The 17,083-nt window shown below is 59.9% G+C and carries 17 protein-coding genes; 3 read left to right on the plus strand and 14 right to left on the minus strand.

Translation table 11 applies throughout. From position 1 onward, the window contains the following. Positions 1-40: 40 nt before the first annotated feature. On the minus strand, positions 41-1,372 hold the full coding sequence (locus tag ACX3P1_RS17450; RefSeq protein WP_459080875.1) for an NAD(P)/FAD-dependent oxidoreductase: 1,332 nt from the start codon (positions 1,370-1,372) through the stop codon (positions 41-43). Positions 1,373-3,283: 1,911 nt separating this feature from the next. On the opposite strand from ACX3P1_RS17450, the gene ACX3P1_RS17455 reads away from it, so the two are divergent. After that, the gene (locus ACX3P1_RS17455) at positions 3,284-3,700 is read left to right on the plus strand and encodes a rhodanese-like domain-containing protein (protein WP_459080876.1); all 417 of its coding nucleotides are present in this window, start codon (positions 3,284-3,286) and stop codon (positions 3,698-3,700) included. A 578-nt stretch (positions 3,701-4,278) separates the two neighbouring features. Here ACX3P1_RS17455 and ACX3P1_RS17460 read toward each other — a convergent pair. The 5 genes from ACX3P1_RS17460 to ACX3P1_RS17480 all read right to left on the minus strand — a co-directional run bounded on the left by ACX3P1_RS17460 (position 4,279) and on the right by ACX3P1_RS17480 (position 6,587). Beyond that, a complete protein-coding gene (locus ACX3P1_RS17460; protein WP_459080877.1) occupies positions 4,279-4,626 on the minus strand; it encodes a carboxymuconolactone decarboxylase family protein in 348 nt (115 codons plus the stop codon). 146 nt (positions 4,627-4,772) lie between these two features. After that, positions 4,773-5,111, minus strand: coding sequence for a ferredoxin FdxA (fdxA, locus tag ACX3P1_RS17465; RefSeq protein WP_459080878.1), 339 nt, complete (start codon positions 5,109-5,111; stop codon positions 4,773-4,775). A 125-nt stretch (positions 5,112-5,236) separates the two neighbouring features. Then, a complete protein-coding gene (locus tag ACX3P1_RS17470) occupies positions 5,237-5,476 on the minus strand; it encodes a hypothetical protein (protein WP_459080879.1) in 240 nt (79 codons plus the stop codon). A 228-nt stretch (positions 5,477-5,704) separates the two neighbouring features. Next, positions 5,705-5,974 (minus strand): DUF2249 domain-containing protein, encoded by a 270-nt coding sequence (locus ACX3P1_RS17475; protein ID WP_459080880.1) that lies wholly within the window; start codon positions 5,972-5,974, stop codon positions 5,705-5,707. 184 nt (positions 5,975-6,158) lie between these two features. After that, positions 6,159-6,587, minus strand: a complete 429-nt coding sequence (locus ACX3P1_RS17480; RefSeq protein ID WP_459080881.1) for an RrF2 family transcriptional regulator — start codon at positions 6,585-6,587, stop codon at positions 6,159-6,161. 501 nt (positions 6,588-7,088) lie between these two features. On the opposite strand from ACX3P1_RS17480, the gene ACX3P1_RS17485 reads away from it, so the two are divergent. Further along, the gene (locus tag ACX3P1_RS17485) at positions 7,089-8,087 is read left to right on the plus strand and encodes a PLP-dependent cysteine synthase family protein (RefSeq protein ID WP_459080882.1); all 999 of its coding nucleotides are present in this window, start codon (positions 7,089-7,091) and stop codon (positions 8,085-8,087) included. Between the two features lie 24 nt (positions 8,088-8,111). Here ACX3P1_RS17485 and ACX3P1_RS17490 read toward each other — a convergent pair whose 3' ends face one another. The 8 genes from ACX3P1_RS17490 to ACX3P1_RS17525 all read right to left on the minus strand — a co-directional run bounded on the left by ACX3P1_RS17490 (position 8,112) and on the right by ACX3P1_RS17525 (position 15,465). Continuing rightward, positions 8,112-8,369 (minus strand): hypothetical protein, encoded by a 258-nt coding sequence (locus tag ACX3P1_RS17490; RefSeq protein WP_459080883.1) that lies wholly within the window; start codon positions 8,367-8,369, stop codon positions 8,112-8,114. Between the two features lie 623 nt (positions 8,370-8,992). Next, positions 8,993-10,141, minus strand: coding sequence for a lipocalin-like domain-containing protein (locus ACX3P1_RS17495; RefSeq protein ID WP_459080884.1), 1,149 nt, complete (start codon positions 10,139-10,141; stop codon positions 8,993-8,995). Next, positions 10,131-10,319, minus strand: a complete 189-nt coding sequence (locus ACX3P1_RS17500) for a hypothetical protein (RefSeq protein ID WP_459080885.1) — start codon at positions 10,317-10,319, stop codon at positions 10,131-10,133. Before ACX3P1_RS17500 ends, ACX3P1_RS17495 begins: the two co-directional genes overlap by 11 nt. Continuing rightward, complete coding sequence (locus tag ACX3P1_RS17505) at positions 10,238-12,532, minus strand: FtsX-like permease family protein (RefSeq protein ID WP_459080886.1); 2,295 nt, start codon at positions 12,530-12,532, stop codon at positions 10,238-10,240. The genes ACX3P1_RS17500 and ACX3P1_RS17505 overlap by 82 nt, the downstream gene beginning before the upstream one ends. Next, the gene (locus ACX3P1_RS17510; RefSeq protein ID WP_459080887.1) at positions 12,529-13,185 is read right to left on the minus strand and encodes an ABC transporter ATP-binding protein; all 657 of its coding nucleotides are present in this window, start codon (positions 13,183-13,185) and stop codon (positions 12,529-12,531) included. Before ACX3P1_RS17510 ends, ACX3P1_RS17505 begins: the two co-directional genes overlap by 4 nt. Positions 13,186-13,468: 283 nt before the next feature. After that, positions 13,469-13,918 (minus strand): universal stress protein, encoded by a 450-nt coding sequence (locus ACX3P1_RS17515; protein ID WP_459080888.1) that lies wholly within the window; start codon positions 13,916-13,918, stop codon positions 13,469-13,471. Between the two features lie 392 nt (positions 13,919-14,310). Next, positions 14,311-15,126, minus strand: coding sequence for a hypothetical protein (locus ACX3P1_RS17520; RefSeq protein ID WP_459080889.1), 816 nt, complete (start codon positions 15,124-15,126; stop codon positions 14,311-14,313). A 3-nt stretch (positions 15,127-15,129) separates the two neighbouring features. Then, positions 15,130-15,465 carry a hypothetical protein gene (locus tag ACX3P1_RS17525; RefSeq protein WP_459080890.1) on the minus strand — a complete coding sequence of 112 codons (336 nt, stop codon included), beginning with the start codon at positions 15,463-15,465 and terminating at the stop codon, positions 15,130-15,132. Between the two features lie 509 nt (positions 15,466-15,974). Here ACX3P1_RS17525 and ACX3P1_RS17530 point away from each other — a divergent pair. Beyond that, positions 15,975-16,853 (plus strand): universal stress protein, encoded by an 879-nt coding sequence (locus ACX3P1_RS17530; RefSeq protein ID WP_459080891.1) that lies wholly within the window; start codon positions 15,975-15,977, stop codon positions 16,851-16,853. Positions 16,854-17,083: the final 230 nt, after the last annotated feature.

Consider the following 17,083-nt stretch of genomic DNA (forward strand, 5'->3'; position numbering starts at 1 on the left):
GCAGACTTGCATCGTTCGGGCATCGGGCGAAGTCGATGCTTCAGAACCCGCTGATCAACTCGATCTTCGAGCCGTCCGAAAAGCGGGAGAAGCGGAAGCTTTTCGGGTCGACCACGGGCGGGCGATCGGTGACGAGGTCGGCCATGAGCCTGCCCGCCGCCGGACCGATGCCGAAACCATGGCCTGAAAATCCGGTAGCGATATGAAAGCCGGGGATGCCGTCGATCTTCGAAATGACGGGTACCGCATCCGGCGTAACATCGATGTAACCTGCCCATCGCTGCGCAATCTCGGCCTTTTCAAACACTGGAAAAGCCTTTTTCAAATTGGCGAGAGCCATATCCGAATGCTTCGTCGCGGGCTTCGGATCGAGCACGCGGCAGTATTCGAACGGGCTGGCCTCATCCATCTTCCAGCGGTTGGCGATACGCGCTTCGTCGAGGAAGCGTCCGCCGAGCCGGAAGTTCAGCGACCGCCATTCCTTGCGCAAGGCGGGCAGGAAATCGCGCGCATAGCGGAAGGATTTCGGCACGATGTCAACGACGTTTTCATGGCCCGACGCAATCGTGTAGCCACCGTCCTGGCGCTTGCGCAAGGCAAAGTCGCTCGCCCATATCGCCTGCTCCGGGCCACCTTCGAGCGGCTTCGTTCGCAGCACCGAATTCATGACTTTCAGTTGCGGCAGATCGATGCCGAGCATGCCCGAAAACAAACTTGACCAGGCGCCGCCTGCCAGAACGACCGCCTTGCAGGCGATCGGTCCACGCTCGGTGACGACCCCGCTGACCGCGCCGCCGCTCGTCTCGATGCCGCGCACCGCGCATTCGGTCAGAACCGATGCGCCCTTCGCGCGGGCAGCCTCGGCGATGGCGGGCGCGGCCTTTTGCGGCTCCGCCCGCCCATCGGCCGGGGTGTAGAGCCCGCCCTTGAGTTTCATGGTCGAGTCCGGGAACATTTCCTGGAATTGTGATGCGTCGAGCATGCGCGAATCGAGCTGGTAGCCGTCGAGATTGTGGTTCCATGCCTCGTGATCCGCGTATTCCCGGTCGGTGGCGCAGGCAAAGACGATACCGGCGCGCCGGTAGCCCGTATCCCTGCCGGTACGCTGATCGAGATTGCTCCACAGCCGCAACGCTTCGGCCATCAGCGGCACTTCGCGCGGATCGCGCCGAGAGATGCGGACCCAGCCCCAGTTGCGGCTCGATTGTTCCTGCCCGATGCCGCCTTTTTCACACAGCGCCACGCGCAAACGCTGCTCCGAAAGTTCCAGTGCCGTCGACGCGCCAATGATCCCTCCGCCGATGACGACGACATCCACTTCCTTGGGCAATTCGGCATCCCCGTGGACGGGAACAACATAGGGTCCGGGCATTCAGAAAGACTCCTCCAACTGGTAGTTGACCGCAAACTCGGCGATGCTCGCGTCGCTTGGCAATTATAATATTTTCACTGGTAATGGTCGGTCTTTTGGAATGGATTGTGAACATTTACATTCCAGAGAAATCTTGACTGGTCATGGCCATCCCAATCGGTTCGCTCTGGCAGCAAAGGCTACGCGCAATGCGGTCTTGGTCGCTTCCGCTTATTCCCTACGCAGGTGCTCTAACGATGAAGAGGACAGAAGCCCCGAAAGGAAACACGTGTGAATGGCTGCCCGACAACACCACTTCGGCCTGACGCTTGATCGGTTCTGGATCGATGACGGCGCCGCATAATCCCGCCGTAAATCCGTCTGGCGTACTGAAACCAGCCCCGCCTCGAACCACAGCGTGATACCAGATCGCCTTGCGCCTGTTTGGCGAGCAACATCGCAAGTGTGTCCCGCTCGAGGCTCTGAAGGACGGCCATGAATGGTGATGGTCCGCGATCACACCGGGAGCATCGAGATAGTTCAGCAGAACGGCAATGGCATGCTTGTATGAGCCACCTCAATCGTAGGGGCAGGAGCGGCGCGCGCGCGCCGCCAACCAAAGGAAAATTGCCGCTTCCGCAGGTGGTCCGGCAGTCAGAGACTCTCGGCACTCGGGGTGACAACGGAAAATATGGCGCATCTGCGCCTCCGACAACCAGATCAGTTACGCATGGGTAACACGTCTTTGCGCAGCCAATGAATCAATCAGTCCCACCTTCGCAAGAGACGCTAAAGGCGAAATCCCAACCCTAATCAAACGAACCCCATAAACGACAGGATGACCACCAAGGCAACGGAGAGGCCGCCCAGATAAATAACGTAGTTCATTGCATCCCCTTGATTTCAAGTCGCGCATTTTGGAAAGCATTAGCTGCTCAGCAACAGAGTCGCTTTGCGCTGAGGCAAAGAAAAAAACAACGAAACGAGGCTGGAGTGTTGTGAACATCCGTGTGCCCAGTGGCCGGTGACACCCGCAGGTCCGCCCGAACTGGGATCATCGGCGGTCCAGAACATCAATAACACGCAAAGACCGACATTGAATTGGTCTCCAACCCGCACGTACCGGCTGCCACCAAGATCGAGCTCGATCAGGCCGGGTCGGCTACAGCCATTCGACCATCATATCGCTGGACGTCTCCGTCGCGGTACTCTTGTTGAAAACTCGCACCGCAAGAGCACGCAGGGTTTTTTGGCCCTGCCCCACCACACAAATTCGAGGCCCACCTATACACCGTGGAGCGATCGACGTCGTGGTGTCGCGCCGCCTCAGTCACCGTGCTCTCCACCGTGACGAGTTCCGAAATGATCTGCTCCTTATCGCCGCTGATCAGTTTCGTCATCGACCAGCCTCGATAATGATTTCCGTCCGGCGAATGGACACGTGGTGGTCCTCGTCGCTTGTATTGTGGCAAACGCTCAGAGGGAACCATGCCTAACATCGTGACGCACCTCGGAGCACACGAACGGAGGCGGAAGGAAACCAAGGCCGCGTTGAAGTGTGCCCTGAAGCGGAAGCTCCTCAGAGGCCCCATCTTCTGGCACGGCTCTCCCATCATCGGACTTTTCGAATATCTGCTAGCAATTGATGTTCTGCCCACCGTCATCACGCTCTATTGATTAGCAGCGCAGCACCACGCGACACACGCTCCCTGCCAGGACAGCAATGCGGCCGGTCTGCAGAAGGATGTCTCCGACCAGTTGCGGCAGAGGAAAAGCTTAGTTTATCTCGAGGCCGCGTGACTGGCTTGTGAAGGGTTTGAGTTCGCCCGTTCTCCCGGTCATTCTGTAGCAGGTGCGTGATGACCGTTCGACACGTCCCGTGCTAGCCGCTACGTGTCGAGGCAGGGTTGCAAGGAATAGGAAGGCAACGAAATGGAATCGGGAAAAAGTAAAATCGATCGACGGACCGCGCTTCTGATGGCGATAGCGGCAGCCGCCGCGATATTCGGTGGCTCTACCCAGGCCGCGGAAGTGAAATTCACGACGCTGACGAGTCTTCAGCTGGCCGTGATGCTGGAGAAAAAAGACTTCTTTTTTGTGAACGTCCACACGCCATATCAGGGTGAAATTAAAAATACTGATGCCTTTATCGTCTTCGATAAGATTGCAGACAACCTTGATAAATTGCCGAAGGATAAATCGGCAAAGATCGTCCTCTATTGCCAAAGTGGACGTATGAGCGAGATAGCAGCACAAGAATTGACAAAACTTGGATTCACCCAAGTGTCACACTTATCGGGCGGGATGATCGCTTGGAAAAAGAGCGGCTACGAGGTCATTGACAAATAACTCCTATCCGGAGAAACGCAGAGGCGGCCCCCCTAACAAGCACCGCTCGCTGCTAAACTGTCCAGCCAAACCGAGCTCTCTCCCCTCGATGGAAGCGCGTAATCGTCAACGGTGAAAAGCGCTGGCGAGGGCGGCTTTGGCATTACCGAAGCGATATAAGGCGGCTTGCTTGCCATCAGCACGAATGCTGTAACCCTAGACAACCATTCGTGGAACCGGAAGAAGCGCTACAATTCATTGAACGAGTATCTCGTCACATGCGACCGATAAACTAAATGTCGGATACGCCGGGGAGGCGCGGTTGTCACCAAGACGAAGGCTGGCAGCCGGGCGTTGTTCATCAATGCATTGGGCCGGCGAACGATTATCGTCCTCTGCCAGCGGCCTGACCGGAGAAGAGCGCGAAAACACGTTGCTTGTCATGAAAATTGCCCCTATCCTGCACACAACACTGGAAGCCCGGCGGCACTATGGCGACGTGCCTACCCTCGAAACCTAAGCTCCACGTAACCGCATCGGCTTCAGTCGAAATCAGCCCATCATTTGCCGGCACTTTACTTTCAAACCGATCGCGCCGATCAAGCGGTCTTGGGCAACGCCGATTTTTCTATTTGCTCAAGCGCGAGCGCGGAATGGGCATAGGCGCCGCCTGCCCGCATTTCCGCGGCGACCCAGATCGCTTCCATCAATTCCTGCTCGCTGGCGCCATGGCGCAACGCAGCCTTGGTGTGCCCCTTGATGCAATACGGACACTGCGTGACATGCGCCACGGCCACGGCGATGAGCTGCTTGACCTTTACCGGCAGCGCACCTTCGGCAAAAACTTTCTGGCTGAACGCCTGGAACGCCGCCTCGGTGTCCGGCGCGAGCTCGCGACGTTTCTTCGCAAATTCCCCGGTAGCAGCCGGATACAATCCCTCGGACATTTGTGTTTCTCCTTTCACGGCGCCATGAATAGTTGGAGGCCATGCGGCGCTTGGCGTCTGCCGTCATCGTAGATCACGCGACGCTATGCCACCAGGCCTCTATGCTCGGATGCAGGTGACCAATCCCTTCGCCAATCGTCGGCGCTTTATTCCTCGCCCGGCTTCTCGCTAAAGTAGGCATCGAACTTGTCGGCCACGCCATTCCAGGCGTCCGCATCGGCAGGCGGTATCTTCTTTCGAGGAATGTTCGGCCAGATCGATGCGTATCTATGATTTTGCTCAAGCCATTTAGGCTCGGCACGCAGATCGGTATCGGGAAAGATCGCTTCGGCGGGGCATTCGGGAACGCATACGCCACAGTCGATACACTCGTCAGGGTGAATGACGAGCATGTTCTCGCCTTCGTAGAAGCAGTCCACTGGACACACCTCGACGCAATCCATGTATTTGCACTTGATACAGTTGTCGGTGACGACATAGGTCATGGCTTACGCTCCGGGAGCAGCATACCGGGCGGCCGCTGCCTCCCGCTCGGCATCATTCCAGCACAAGGCGCGCAGCGGCTTAGAGTACAGGCGACCGTGCCGTCCCGCCGCGCTCGGCAACTCGATCACTCAGCGGCGACCAGCATCGGCGCCGCTTCGCGAAGAGCCTCGGCCCGGCCAGCCGCGATGGCCATCCAGTCGCGATAGAGGCCTTGGTCCTCCCTGGAGAACGGCATCCGCCGCTTCATATCGGCAAATGTCTCGCCGACGCGGCACCGATCGTAATCTTCACGGATAAGGGATTCCAGATATGTGCGTTCGCCGTCGTCTACCGGACGAACGAAATCATGGGAGTTGCTTAGCATGACAACTTCCTTTCTTCTACCTCCGCCACATGAGGGTCGCGACCCTCGGCCTGCCCGATTGCGATGAGCACCCATGAAGGGCATTCGCCAAGGGTCTGGCCGGCGACCCTGAAGAGCGTCTCCAGTTGCTCGGGGCGAGACGGTTCGAACCCTTGGCCCGCCGGAGCGAAGATCGATCGCGGTATGTCCAGGGTCCGCCGCATCGCGGCCATGACGGAGGCAGGCGAGCTACGCATTTGACGTCTCCTTGACGCGCTTGTTGCAAAGCCGGACGCGCCAGACATCCGGCCCCTCTTCCAGGTAGGTCCACCGGCAAATGGCCCCGTGTTTCGTCTCGAGCTGGAACCGCAACGGCTTGGGATCGTGATCCGCAACGAGCTGCATTGTCCGACTGGCAGGCAGGTGCTCGAACAGTTGAAGAACGACCATGTGGCGGTGCTGTGAATCGATCTGCCTGACGTCGATCACGCGCTCGTCGGCGGAAACCTGCTTGGTCATTGCCCTTACCCTTTAAGATGCATTACATATATATCTTTGAAGGCGTAACACTGCAAGGCAGGAGAATCAATTCTTCATCCACACGTCATGTGCCGCCGGCCAGCCCAATGGACACGCGCCTCGATGCCGGCCGCGCCCAGCCGCCAGTGCGCCGCGCAGGCGGGATCACGCAGCGGTCGTGGACCTACGCCGCCGGCCGGATTCCGAAGTCTTGCGGGCTGAGCATGAGGTCAGCCAGCGTATAGCGGTCGACGGTCGCCGAGAAAGCCGCCAGCGCCTCCGTCAGCACGCCGCGCAGGCGGCAGCGCGGCGTGATCAGGCAGCGATTATCGCTGCGAAAACATTCGACCAGGGCGAAATCCGGCTCCGTCGCGCGCAACACGTCTCCCAGGCGGATTCGTTCGGGCGGCATCGCGAGGGTGAGGCCGCCCGAACGGCCGCGCACCGCCCTCAGGAAGCCGGTGCGCGTCAACTGGTTGGCCACCTTCATCAGGTGGGCGCGCGAAATCCCGTAGAGGTTCGCGGTCTCCTCGATGGTAACCAGCCTATCGCCCTGCGCGCCGGCGTACATCAGCAGGCGCAGGGCATAGTCTGAAAAGTCGGTCAATCGCATCTCAAATTCCTCGGTAGTCGCAGGCACAGAACGATAGCGGCCGTGAGCAGACCGAAAGTCGAAAGCTTCGACATCCGGGAACCCCGGCAGCAGGCATGTCGTTCAAACATGCGTCTAAGCTATATGTTCTCGCGCGCCAATGCCGGGCCGGCTTCACCGCTGTCCGCTCTTATATGCCGATCGCGGACATTGACCGGCTTTGTTTATCGCTCAGTGGTGCCATTGCAATTGCCCAGCCATCGCTTAAGATGTAATTCAGGTATATCTTAAGAGCAATCCTCAAGGACAATGGCAAAGCATCTTGCGTTCCGAACTGGAGACGTTTCGACTGGGGCCCTGAGCCAGCGAGCGTTCATGAAGCCGGAGCCCAGTGGGACGAAGTAGTCCAGGCGTCGTGGTCCGTACCAACCCTCAACGTGGGCGGGCGCCCATAGAGAGCGTGAAAACGCGACCCGGACAGGGTTATCCATGGTCGGCAAATTCGGACAGGAGAACAGGACAATGACATCGAACGCTCGCCTGAAAACGGTTGAGGAAATGAGCCCCATGCCTTCGCCGGTTCAGACCGCGCTTGAGGCCCCGATCAGGACCTCGGTGCTGGCCTGCATCGGCAATACGCCGTTGGTGACGCTGTCGCCGGGCGTCTATGCGAAAGCCGAATATTTCAATCCGTCGGGTTCGATCAAGGCGCGAATGGCGAATTACATGATCGAGCGCGCCGAAGCCGAGGGCCTGATCAAGCCCGGCTATACCATCGTCGAAGCGACCAGCGGCAATACCGGTAATGCGCTGTCGATGGTCGCGGCGGCCAAGGGCTACAAGATGATCGTGGTCATGCCGGACGGTTACAGCAACGAGCGGGCTTGCATTTCGCGCGGCTTCGGTGCCGAGATCCGTCTCGTCGGGAATTTCCAGGTCAATGAAGCGCGCGCCGAAGCCACGCGTCTCGGCAAGCAGCCTCATCACTTCTGCCCGGCGCAATTCGATAACGAATGGAACGTCGATGAAAACCGCGATTGGCTGGGCCGCGAAACCATCGCGCAATTGCCGGCAGGGTTGAAGATAGACGCCATCGTGCAGGGCGTCGGCACCGGCGGCACGCTGATCGGGGTGGCGCAGGCGCTGCGCCGGTGGCACAATCCGGCCCTCAAGGTCTTCGCGATGGAGCCGAGCGAAAGCCGCACCATTGAATGCTGCATCGCCGCCGATCACAGCATCGAAGGCATTTCCGACGGCTTCATCCCGACGATCTACGAGCGCCACCGGGGCGAAATCGACGAGGTCATTTGCGTCGACAGCGCCATCGCCATTGAGGAAGCAAAAAGACTGGCAAGCGAACAGGGCCACTTCGTCGGCCCGAGCAGCGGCGCCAATTTCTGGGCGGCGCGGGAGGTGCAGCGCCGCCACCCTGCCCTGAAGAACGTCCTTACGTTCCTATGTGATCGTGGCGAAAAATACCTGTCCCTGATGTATGCGTCCAAGACGCCGACGAAAAACTGAGGACCGGCTAAAAGCTCCGGTACACTATCCAAGCCGGCCGATTTCACGGGGATTGTGGATTTGACCATGCAGGTTACCTTTGCCGAAGAAGATATCGTCGTCGATGCGGCCCTTGTCGGTAGCTTGCTGAACGTTGCGCCGCAGGAAATCCCGGAACTGAGGTGAATTCCGCGCCGCCTCCAGATCTTTGTGCTGTTCCTGCACACGAATATCGCCGACGTGCTGATACTTGTTCTCAAACGGCCACCTGTAGCAAAATCGCAATTGTTTGCGTTGGCGCAAAGCGATCCGTTAGAGTTTTGATATCTCTAGTCCGTTGTATGATTTGCGGTCGACCGTTGGGTCTCTTAGCCGACCTTCAGAGAAGTTTATCATGATAAATACTCAAGGTTTCGACATGATCCCAATTTGGCAATCCATAACTACGTTTGTAGGCCGCCTACGACGTAGCAATAAGGCGCGAAGGGAATTTCAGTCTCTCGACTATGACGAGACCAACCGGCTTCTGCGCGATTGCGTGATAACGCCCAACGAGTTTGTGGCCGCACTTCGAAATCCATTCTTCTCAGAGGACCTCCTCTCGCCCGCTATGCGGGCCGTTGGCCTCGACCCTAACTTGGATCGAACGAAACACGCGGCATGGCGCCGCGATATGGAGCGTACGTGCATGGCTTGTGACAGTCGGCGACGCTGCCTTCATGACATCTCGTCTAATCGTTTTGAATCCAGGCACAGAGGCTATTGTCCAAACGCCGAGAGCTTTGACGAACAACGACGCTCATCTCTTAGTACCGAGGGTTGATCGCCCTAATCCCCTAGCTATGACATGCCAGGGGGCCTTCCATTGACTCTACGTTGCGCTCAAGAACACGCGGAGTGCTACCGCCCCAACCAACGGCCGACGGTTAGTGTCGCTGATAGCCCGTCATTTCGAGATAGCCTTTGCCCGCGTGGGTGCCGGTTACCCGCATGGGACCCTCCCAATAGGGGATGCTAAGTCCCATCCAGGCCTGAGTGTTGAGCGCGCCGACGGTGACGTCGAGCGCACGGTCGGGCAAGGTGAGCCGCCAGCGCGTCGGGACGTCGTGTCCTTCCACCCGGCTCGTCTCCAACGGGATGGCGACGAACTTTCCGTTGCCGTAAGGTGTCGCGGTACCGTCCGCCTCGATCCAGGTAGCCGAGGTGAAGCTGCCGCCAGCGGCGCCGCGCAGGCTGAAACCCATCAGTTTCTCGCCTGTGTCGAACGAGAGCGAGAACCAGTCCCAGCCGGCCTGGTCCTGCGCCAGAGGTTGCGACGACCATTCGCGGTCGAGCCACGCGGTGCCGCGCACCGACACCTCGCCCTCCGGCAACGTGAGCGTTCCCTCGACCGTGAAGAAGGGCTGGGAATAGTAATAGCTCGCCTGCCCCTTCGCCGACTTCACCGAGTAGCCGTGGTCGCCGTGGAGAACGAGCGGGCCTTGGGCGTGCATCGCGATGTCGTAGGCGAAGTCCTTGCCGGCTGCGGTTAGCCGCAGACGGTCGAAGCTGTCGCCCGTCATTTGCCAGTCGTCGATCCAGGCAGCGAAGGGCGCGGCGGTCACGCCCGCCTGGCCTGTGCCGCCACGCGCGAAACGCTCCGTGGCGCGGTGGGTCGAGATGCTGGTTACGGCAGCATGGCCAAACCATAGTTGCGGACTCTCCCAGCCCTCGGCCCCGCCCGGCGCGAGCGCCGAGCGGAACAGCGTCCATTGCAAGCCGTAGTCTGCGCCATCGGGCCCGGTAAGGTTGGCGGTGACGTACCACCACTCGACCCGGTAGTCCGGATGGGATCCATGATCGCGCGGAAATTGGAACCGCTTGCCCGCTTCCGGAGCGGCAAAACCTCCGGCGTCGGTGCCCAGTCCGGCAAAGCCTTGGGCAAAGGCATTTCCGAGTCCCGACACCAGGAAGATGAGAGCTACGGCGCAATTCCAAGAAAAGTGCGCTGCGGTTTCCCGCCTGGAGTTGCGCGAAAGTAATAAGTCGGATCGTTTCACCGTTTCCGTGAAACCCTGAAACGAACTAGCGTTCATTGGCGAATATCCTGAGCAGCGCGGCCGGCTCCATGCGCGCGAGCCGCCAGGCAGGCCAAAGTGCCGCGAGCAACGCGGCGGCGAGCGCGAAGAGCATCAAGCGGGTGTATTCGGCGGGAAACAGATACATGGGCAGGCGCCAGCCGAACGCCTCGACATTGACGATGGCAAGCAGCACCCAGGCGAGTGCCAGGCCCAACGGCAAGGCCAGCACCGCAGTGACCCCCCGGCAAGCAGCACGGTGCGCAGGATCTCCAGCCCCGCGAGTCGGCGCTGGGTCGTGCCCATCGCCCAGACAGGCGCCATCTGCGGCAGACGCATCGCCGCCAGCGTGAGCAGGCTCATCAGGATCGCGAAGGCCGCGACCGCCAGCGTCAGCACGTTCAGCGCCCCGGTCACCGAGAAGGTGCGCTCGAACACCGATTGCGAGAACGCCTTCAGCGCCGCCTGGTCGACGATGCTGGCGGGCGGGAGGCCGGCCTCCTCGATCAGCGCATGGCGCAAGCCCTCCGGGTCGGAGGTGCGGACGCCGTAGCGGGTGGGCACGATGCCGGGGAAGCTCTGCCGGAACAGCGCCTCGCCGATGATGGCCTGGCCGATCGGGTTTCCGTAATCGCCGACGACGCCCGCGACCGGCAGCGACAGTCCGGGGCCAAGCGCAAGCATGGCGCCTACGCGCAGGCCAGCACGGCGGGAGAACTGTTCGTTGATAACCACCGCCTTGCCCTCTTCGACCTCGTCCCAGACATTGAGGACAGCGTCGAGGAAGCGCCAGTTCTCGCGGTAGGTGTAGCCTACGCGCGCCCCGAAAATCTCGGCCGGCAGGTCGGCGAGCGTCGCGTCAACCGACATGATCGGCAGCACGGCGTCGGCGCGCGCCGCAAGAAAGCGTTCCAAGCCCGCCCGGTCTGTGGTCGCATCCGCATTAATGTAGAGTTCGGCCGACAGGCGCTGGTCGAGAAAACCGGTAAAGGTCAGGCGGAAGCTCGAGACCATGGTGGAAACGCCGACATTGGCGGCCATGGCGAGAAGCAACGCCATCAGCGCAAGCCCGAGGCCGGGCAGTTGCTGGCGTGTGTCGGCCCAGAACCATTGCGCCATGACTCGGACGGCCCGTCCTTCACCAAGACGCAGGATCGCCGCCAGGCAAGGCGGCAGCGCAAGTGCCGCGCCGAGCAGCAGGCAGGCAAGCAGGACGAAGCCGGCGACCAGCCCGCCGCCGGTGATCGCCAGCGACCCTGCCGCTGCGAGCAGCACGACAGCGACTGCTGTTTGCAGCTTGCGCATCCGACCCGAGGCCAGCGCCCAGGCGCGCGCACCAGCGCTTACCAGGACCGGCATTCGCGCCAGCCGCCATACCGCGCTCGCGGAAGCAAACAATGTGCCGCCGAGAGCCATGGCCATTCCCGAAAGCCACCATGCCGGGCGGATGTGCAGCGTGCCTGCAACGTCGGCGCCATAAAGCCCCCGTATCGTCGCGGCTACGTCCGGCATCAACAGCGTTGCGATGAAATAGCCGAGAACGATGCCGAGCGCACCGGCAAGTGTCGCCAGCACGACAAGTTCCAGCACCATCAGGACGATCAGGCGCTGGAGGGGGACACCGAGTGCACGCAGGGTACGGACCATGCTGCGCCGCTGCTCGAAGGCAAGACCGATTGCGCCATGGACGATGAAGATGCCGACCGCGAAACTAAGGAAGCCGAAGGCCGTGAGATTGAGGTGGAAGCTGTCGGTCAGCCGGCCGACATCACTCGCGCCGTCCGCACGCCGGAGGACAAGGTCGGGTGCGATCTCGGCCAGCGGCCGTTGCCGCAGAGGCTGCTCCGGCAAGACAATCAGGCGGCTGATGCGCCCGGCACGGCCAAGCAACTTCTGGGCGACGCCGATGTCGGCGAGCACGGTGCCGGGCGCAACCGCCTGATCGCGCAGCACCGGGTTGGGCAAGTTCGCCACGAGCAGCGCCGCTGCCTCCGGGCCAGCGACCAGCGCGTGTGCGCGCAAGAAGCTGGTGAGGTCGGTGCGCGCCAGCGCAGCGCTCGCGGCCGAACCGGACGGCGCGGTCAGAGGATCGATCCCGACCAACCTCACCACCGTGCCGCCGACACGCAGCCTTCCATCCACCACCGGACTGACCAGCCAACCAGCGCGGCGCAGCGCCACGAAAAGCTCCTGCGCCATGGAATCCCCTTCGCGCGGCAGCAGTTGGTCGAAGCGGCCTTCGGCCAGCGTGGCGGCAGCCGCATCATAGCTGGCACGGGCCTCGGCGTTGATCGCCTGCACACCCGACCACAGGGAAGTCGCCAGCGCGAGGCCGAGCACCAGCGTCAGCAATTGAAGCCGGTTGCGCCGCCAGTGCGAAGCCAGTGCCGGCAGGATCGCGCCCGTCATGCGAGGCGGCCTTGCCTGAGATGCGCCTGCTGCCCAAGCCGCGCGGCAAGGCGCGGGGAATGCGTGACCATCAGAAGCGCCGCACCCGTCTCGGTCACTAGCGCCAGGAACTGCTCCATCACCTCGTCCGCAGTCGCTTCGTCGAGGTTGCCGGTCGGCTCGTCCGCGAGGATCAGCTTCGGTCGCGCCGCGAGCGCGCGGGCAATCGCCACGCGCTGCTGCTGGCCGCCGGATAGTTGTTCAGGATACTTCCGCAACTGTGCCTCCAGCCCGAGCGCACGGGCCAGTCGTGACAGCTCCCGCGGCTCCGCCGAGCCGTTCAGACGCGCCTGGAAGGCGATGTTGGCGGCGACGTCCAGAGAGGGAATGAGGTTGAACTGCTGGAAGACGATGCCGACCGCGCTTCGCCTGAGCCTCGCGCGGCCGTGGTCATCAAGCGCGGTGACCTCCTGCCCGTCGAGCCGGACGCGCCCGCCATCGGCAGCGTCCAGCCCTGCCACCAGGTGCAGCAACGTGCTCTTGCCCGAGCCGGATTCGCCGGTTAGCGCCAGTGTCTCGCCGGCGTCGAGCGAGAGCGTCACGCCGCGCAGGACGGGAACAGGGCCTTCAGGGCCGGGATATGATTTCTGCAAATCTTCAATCGAAAGCAACATGCACCACAGCTATCGTCTGTGGCGGACGGGGGAAAGCCCGCATAGGGGGTCACCACGGAAAATGGCTACTGGCTTGGCAATTCATGCCTTTCCATCTTAATGCGGTGGTCGTCAGCAGCGATTTCGTGGCCGGTTTGAACGATCTCTTGACGAGGCGGAAATCTCGAGCGTGTAGAGGCAGCTTACGGCTCGATCTACCTGCAACGCGCGATGCGTAAGCCAGCGCCGTTAACGCCGTCCGCTCGGTCTATGAGGCCTGTCGGTTTTTAATGTTGTGCCATTGCTATTTGACGACGAGCACCGGGATTTTCGTAAGTGCGAGAACCTCGGAAGTCTGGCTGCCCAGCAGAGCTCTCTTGATGCCCCGGCGCCCGTGGGAGGCCATGACAATCAGATCGCATCCACGTTCTTGAGCGGCACTGACGATAGCGACCGCCGGCAAGGCATCGGGAACATAAACGGTGGTGGTATCGACACCTATCCCCTCGGCCGAGGCCTTTGCCGTCGAGAGAATACTGTCCGCTAGTTTCCTTCGGCTGTCATCGTACCTCGCGAAATCCGTAGACGAACCCGCCCAACTCTCCACCATTCCAACAGACGGTATCGCCATCGGCTGGGTCGTCGTAATGATGGTGACTTTGCTGCCGAGCGCTTTCGCCAACGAAAGTCCATGATCAACGCCATGCTGTGCAAGTTCAGAACCATCGGTCGAGATGAGGATATGGGTATACATGGCGCACCTTTATGTTCCGGGGGACCGCCGTCACAGTAGCCCCCGAAATTTCCCCAAACAAGGCGGTGCAGGAAGACGTAGAAGCCAGACGACCAGTGACGATTCCCAATTTCGGGCCTATTACCGCGACGATTCTGGTAGTGCTGGCCTCATCAACTTGGACATTCACGAGAAGATGCGGCTTCGCAGCATGGCCTCACACCAGCACGGTAAGACGGTCTCCGTGCGGAAAGCAAAAACAGAAGCTTGGTGAGACGTCCCAAATGAGTGAACGAATACGGCGCCGTCTGCTGATCACTGACCCAGCCGCGCCAAACCGGATGACACGGACTCGGCAATGCTTGATAGCTCAATGCAAATTTAAGCTGGAGAACCCAATGAAAGAAACCCGCTCAGAGGCTGTTTTTCCATTCCTGTGACGCTTCCGGCACGGATGGCATAACCTCCGGCTCGGATGTCGCCTTCCTAAAGGAAACGCGCTCGTCCTCCAAAGAATGTACCTCAACCGGTGTGCCGTCCAAATCCACGCTGAGAATTCCGACGAGATCAACTGGAGCCGCGAGAATATAGCGCTCTGCTGAATCGAGCGTAGTGACAAGTCGCTCGCGGATGTAAGCGGCATCCCAGTCCGCAGGCAGCCCTCTCACGGTATCATACTGCTCATTCGAAATGGAAAGCCCACGACGCCTGATTTCGTCAACGATCTTCTGAGGGGAGAAGTGGGGCGGTTTTCCGGCGGCGGCCATGACGAGCGGACCCAGCGCGCACATGTTTTCAGCGATTGTGATGAGGTCGACGAAATCCCTCGGTTTGGTTCTCGAAGACGAAGCAATGATCTTGTTGACCGCAAGGTCAGTCTGGTGCAGACGCGCGCCCCACTCGTCGTCGCGGACCAAAGGGAAGTATCTGGTTCTGGATTCGCTCATCCACTGGATCAGAGTCGACTGCCCATCTTTCGACACCATAGCTTCGACACAACCGTATATCTCCACCTCCAATGACACGTGGTAGCCTGCGTTTCGGAGGGCATCAATGTCCGCGTCCGCTGCAGCCCCGATTTCCTCGTCGGTGTCATGGAAGATGTCCATGTCGTCCGACTCCCTCGGCCAATCCCGGTTCAGAACAAGTCCACCCGCGACATAGCTGGTGTCAGATCTGTTCACCGCGATGCATTTGACTATGCCTTTCTGAAGTGGTGTGAGTGCCATGTCTTACGGCTCCAGTTCCGCAAGAATCCTTCGGCCCATCGCGAAGGCCCTCGCGTCTCCGCGTTCCATAAGCGCGCCGGCGATCACCGGGGCCTGCCGGATAATATCCGGTAGGCGGCTGAGATCGACATTATCGAAGAGGCGGACTGCATAACGATCCATTGCCTTTGTACAGAGTGCCTGAACCCGCTGCTTTCTTGCCCGATGCTCTGCCCGCAGACGAGCTGCGTCGGCCACGATATTTGCACGCATCGATGAAGGCACCAGTACTTCTACCCTGATTAGGTCGGAAGCACCGCCAACCTCCCTGTACCTGCGGACACGGTCGCGCGCTGACATGACGAATTCTCCTTACGCGAAAATATAGGCGTATCCCGGTTACGGATCAAGGGTGGCGATCACAAGGGTATAAACAGACATTTCGAATTGGATTTCATCAGTCGATTACAACCTCCCTACTGAAAGAATATCAGGCGGTGCTGGATCGCATCGTCATAAGCGGAAGGTCCATCGAATTGGTTGCGCATTTCTTCGAAACGATGCTCGATCGTCGCTGGCGGTGATTTTGTAGCACCGATAAGAAGAGCATCTACGCTACTATGCTGCCGACTTTGAATGGCCTTCGGTAGACAGTCTGCCCCGTCGCGAACCGCCGGCCCGGAATTCCAGCCAGTTACAGATGCCATTCCAAAGCTTCGGTACCTCGACGATATTGTCACAGATCATGGTCGGCGTCTCGCCCCGGCCCTCGGGAGGCGCATGCTCGTCGCAGTAATTGATTTGTATCAAGGCGCAACCAGATCTGCGACTCCATACCTTGTTAACCTTCAGCTATGGAGAAGAACGTGATGAGCGAGCCTTCGAAGAACGGGGTACCCAGAAGGCTGCTCCTCGCCACCGACCTGACGTCAGCGTGTGATCGCGCCTTTGACCGGGCTGTTCAATTGGCCTCCGCATGGCGAGCAGACCTTACTATTTGTCATGTCGTCGCGTCCAGCTCGGTACGACCTTTGGGTGTGCACCGGAGAATTAGGAATGCTGAAATAGAGTTGGAGCGCCTTGTTCGACACAGCCCATCGGAGCAGAAAATCCCGCGCCATATTATCGTTGGTGATCCGGCCGAGCGCATAATCAAGCACGCCCGGCAAATAGAGGTCGATCTCTTGTTCACAGGGCCAGCCCATAGCAAAATTCTCGGAGAGAATTTGCTCGGCAGTACAGCGGCACGGATCATCCGGTACGTGAATCTACCTGTTCTTGCCGTGCGTCGTCGGGTAGACGGACCATATGCGACGGCCGCAGCGGGCATCGATTTCTCGACAGGGTCGCAGTCCGCATTGCAGACCGGAATGGCCTTATTTCGGTCGGCACAATTCACCCTGGTTCATGCCTATCAGGTTACGCCTGACTGGGGCGGCCAGAACGCCGACCGATCTGTTGATGTGATCGAGGCTGAGGAGAAGGAACGTGTTATACGCGCAGCAGAGTATGAGCTGACCGAGATCATTGCATCGGCCAGCCACGCAAACGGCGGGATCGGAACTTTTCTGCAGCAGGGAGAGCCTGAGGCAGTCCTGGCAGACTACGTCGACAAACATTGGCCCGGTCTTGTCATTGCCGGGACGCATGGTCGAACGGGCGACCAGCATGCAGCTATAGGAAGTATCGCCGAGCAACTGCTTAACTCACTGCCTTGCGACGTCCTCGCTGTGCCAACGCGCAAGTAATCCTGCCGGTAGCTATTGTGGCCAAATTGGCGGAAACAGGCAGATTAAGAAAATGTTGATTACTGTGCGTAGACGCGCTGACATTCAAGGGAATGCAGCGAACCAAATATGATCCGATCTAACGTCCGCATTTCAATTTGCCTTCAAACCACCCCTCTCGCGTCGAGGAGGGGCTTAGGTTGTACGACAGTTGAGAGGGTTTGTGCAGATGACGATTCGAAATCTGGAAC

This window comes from Mesorhizobium sp. A623, from assembly GCF_054489405.1.